This is a genomic window from Bifidobacterium sp. wkB344, from assembly GCF_003688305.1.
Lineage (GTDB): Bacteria > Actinomycetota > Actinomycetes > Actinomycetales > Bifidobacteriaceae > Bombiscardovia > Bombiscardovia mizhiensis.
This window is the reverse complement of record NZ_NPOQ01000003.1, coordinates 1-2,540: the sequence shown is the minus strand read 5'-3', so window position 1 is coordinate 2,540 and position 2,540 is coordinate 1. Positions and strand designations below refer to the sequence as shown.

Annotated in this window: 3 protein-coding genes and 1 pseudogene; 3 read left to right on the top strand and 1 reads right to left on the bottom strand. The window is 53.1% G+C overall.

What is annotated here, in order from left to right; all coding sequences use genetic code 11:
* A partial coding sequence (locus CI601_RS08465) for a hypothetical protein (RefSeq protein WP_220702609.1) occupies window positions 1–187 on the bottom strand: 187 nt, incomplete at its 3' end.
* A gap of 676 nt (window positions 188–863) precedes the next feature.
* Here CI601_RS08465 and CI601_RS00025 point away from each other — a divergent pair.
* The 3 genes and pseudogenes from CI601_RS00025 to CI601_RS00015 all read left to right on the top strand — a co-directional run.
* The gene (locus CI601_RS00025; protein WP_229131899.1) at window positions 864–1,148 is read left to right on the top strand and encodes a hypothetical protein; all 285 of its coding nucleotides are present in this window, start codon (window positions 864–866) and stop codon (window positions 1,146–1,148) included.
* Window positions 1,149–1,405: 257 nt separating this feature from the next.
* Entirely contained in the window at window positions 1,406–1,672 is a 267-nt protein-coding gene (locus CI601_RS00020) for a hypothetical protein (protein WP_229131898.1), read from the top strand.
* Window positions 1,673–2,160: 488 nt separating this feature from the next.
* Window positions 2,161–2,540 (top strand): annotated as a pseudogene (locus CI601_RS00015) (hypothetical protein); the annotation flags it as partial.

Genomic DNA, 2,540 nt, shown 5'->3' with positions numbered 1-2,540 from the left:
ATCCTTCACCTGTGTCTGTGGGTTGGTCTTCCAGTCGGTGCTCCCCGCATCCGCGGGGATGATCCCTTGCCGTCGGACCAATCCTCTGGCTTGCCGAGGTGCTCCCTGCATCCGCGGGGATGATTCTACAGGCGGCTTGCAGGGCATCGGGGATGATCCTGACGGAGAAGTTGCTGCTCGACCACATCGAGCGTGTTCCCCCGCATCCTCGGGGCTGATCTTAAAGGACATCTAATGGATGTCCTCAGGTTCACCAATATGAGAGGAGGCGATCAGAAAATACTTGAGGATTTCATGAGAGAAAGGGCATCCAGGGATTGTGCCTGTACCTGTCATGACAACATTCATGAGGATCTGATCGATGGCTATCCGTCGAGACATCCCCTCATCGAGAAATGGGTGAAACCGAACGCCTGGTCTGGGATTCGCTGGATGATGCGGACAGGAGAATGATCCAATAGGATCGCATATACTACGGTACAGGTTGCGGCGGCGGCAAAGCAGAGGTGAATTTCTATGGAGTTATCGGTATAAGGCGATTCGACTAGTTCATTCCCGGGCTCCGACATACTGTTTCAATCAGTAAAAGAATCACTATTAGGAGTGTCGGCGAAGAATCCATAACCACTTCATGGTTTGAACATGAGTATGGTTTGAAGAGGATTGTTTGATTCTCTGGAGATGATCCGGCTGTCTACTCGGCCAGGGACGAGAATGCTGTGCGCTCCCTGCATATGCGGGGATAATCCCATTGGCGGTGTGGCTGGTGCGGCAGTAGGAAAGTGCTCCTTGGCATCCGCGGGGACAATCCTGCAGGGGAATCGGAAGGATACCCTCATGTTCGTAAAGATGAGAGGAGATGAATGGCTATGGACGAGGATTTCATGAGAAAAATGGCAACCAAGGATAAGGCCTGTAGCACTTATGACCATATTCCCCAGAAGAGGATTGATGACTATACGTCAAAGTATCCCATTACTGATGACATGGATGATGCAGAGCGCAGAGTCTGGGATTCGCTGGATGATGAGGACAGGCGAATGATCCAGTCGGATCGTACATACTATGGGACAAACTATGGTGCTGGCTTCGGCGGCGACACCAAGGTGAGTTTCTACGATGTCCTTGGCATCAGGCAGTTCGACTGATTCATCCCCGGATTCCTGTATGTTTTTGTAATCAGCAAGAGAATCGCCACTGGAGCGCTGGGGGAGAGTCTATAACCGCTTCATAGTTCTTACATGAGTGTTTGATTCTCTGGGGATGGTCCAGCCGTCTGTTCGATGGAAAAATGAGAATGCTCTGTGTCCCTAGCAGATGCGGGGACAATCCTGCGGGGCATGGGATGGATGCCCTACAGGTTCACAACGATGAGAGGAGACGAATGGCCATGGATGAGGATTTCATGAGAGAAATGGCAACCAAGGATAAGGCCTGCACCACTCATGACAACATCCCCCAGGATCTGATCGACAGTTATGCGTCGAGGCATCCCATCACCGAGAAAATGGATGAAGCCGAGCGCCGGGTCTGGGATTCGTTGGATGATGAGGATAGGAGAATGATCCAGTCGGATCGCGTCTACTATGGTACAAATTACGGTACAGGTTGCGGCCCCGGTGACGAGTATGTGAGTTTCCGTGATGTCATCGGCATCAGGCAGTTCGACTGATTCGCTCACCAAGCTCCACAGGCTGCTGCAATCAGTAAAAGAATCACTATTGGAGCGCCGGGGAGAATCCATAACCGCTTCATAGTTCGAACATGAGTGTTTGATTCTCTCCAGCCGGAGTAATCGCATTGGTGTGCCCTGATTGAGGGTTTTGTCTGCTTTGTATATGACTAGCACGGTGTTTGAACACGGATTGTCATGGTTTTCAGATGCGCATGATCGGCTGGTCAGAAGACGCGGCCCGGGTGCTCCTCGGGCACATGGGGGATGATTTTGGGCCTGCAGCATTTTTGGTCGCCGAAATCAGGTGTTCCTCGCTTCTGTGTGGGTGGGCTGTGTCGCTTTCAGGATGACTCCATTTATCTGCTATTGCCTGTATGCCAAGTGTTTGCGAATTGTACTTTCTGCTCTTAAGCGCGGGTGCGCCGCCCGGTATAAGCTTGTAGGCGATGTGTCCACGAGTAGCGGACTTGGAGGTGTGGTCGCCGATGGAGCAATTCGACGATGCGGATGGCGCGGAATCCGGCAGAAGCGAGGCAACGGGTTCCTCAGTCGTGCAACCGCACCCGGATGAGGCGACCGCAGTGAACAAGGTTTCGGCTCATCCTGAGGCGACCATTCCGGACTCTGAATACTCCCTGGCTGAGATTGAGCAGCGCCGTGCTCGCCCGGTCCGCTGGGTTGTCTTCGCACTGGCGGTCCTTCTGGCCATCGTCATTCCTTATGGATATGGGCGCTCGCTGGCTATCAACCATACCCAGGGCGTGCTCCACTATGCCTCGGTTCTGGATCCGCGCGGCATTGCCCTGATTGCTTGGACGGTGACCGTGCTGACCTTTATGGGCATCGGCATGTCCATCATCGAGTC

Bases quoted from the DNA above. Each gene is read 5' to 3' on its own strand.
- CI601_RS00025 (WP_229131899.1), top strand. From the start codon at position 864: ATGGCTATGGACGAGGATTTCATGAGAAAAATGGCAACCAAGGATAAG.
- CI601_RS00020 (WP_229131898.1), top strand. From the start codon at position 1,406: ATGAGAGAAATGGCAACCAAGGATAAGGCCTGCACCACTCATGACAAC.